This is a genomic window from Janthinobacterium kumbetense (genome assembly GCF_023703445.1).
GTDB lineage: Bacteria > Pseudomonadota > Gammaproteobacteria > Burkholderiales > Burkholderiaceae_D > Janthinobacterium > Janthinobacterium kumbetense.
Genome location: NZ_JAMQGR010000041.1, coordinates 1 through 552 on the forward strand (window position 1 = coordinate 1; position 552 = coordinate 552).

At 50.9% G+C, this 552-nt stretch carries 1 rRNA gene; it reads left to right on the forward strand.

What is annotated here, in order from left to right:
* Window positions 1-552 (forward strand): 23S ribosomal RNA (locus NCG91_RS27860); the annotation flags it as partial.

Here is a 552-nt window from a genome sequence, read left to right on the forward strand (position 1 = left end):
ATAGGGAAGCCGTAGAGAAATCGAGTCCGAATAGGGCGATCAGTCGCTGGGTGTAGACCCGAAACCAAGTGATCTACTCATGGCCAGGATGAAGGTGCGGTAACACGCCCTGGAGGTCCGAACCCACTAATGTTGAAAAATTAGGGGATGAGCTGTGGGTAGGGGTGAAAGGCTAAACAAACTTGGAAATAGCTGGTTCTCTCCGAAAACTATTTAGGTAGTGCCTCAAGTATCACCATCGGGGGTAGAGCACTGTTATGGCTAGGGGGTCATTGCGACTTACCAAACCATTGCAAACTCCGAATACCGATGAGTGCGAGCTTGGGAGACAGACGTCGGGTGCTAACGTCCGGCGTCAAGAGGGAAACAACCCAGACCGCCAGCTAAGGTCCCAAAGATTGGCTAAGTGGAAAACGAAGTGGGAAGGCTAAAACAGTCAGGATGTTGGCTTAGAAGCAGCCATCATTTAAAGAAAGCGTAATAGCTCACTGATCGAGTCGTCCTGCGCGGAAGATGTAACGGGGCTAAGCCAGTCACCGAAGCTGCGGATAT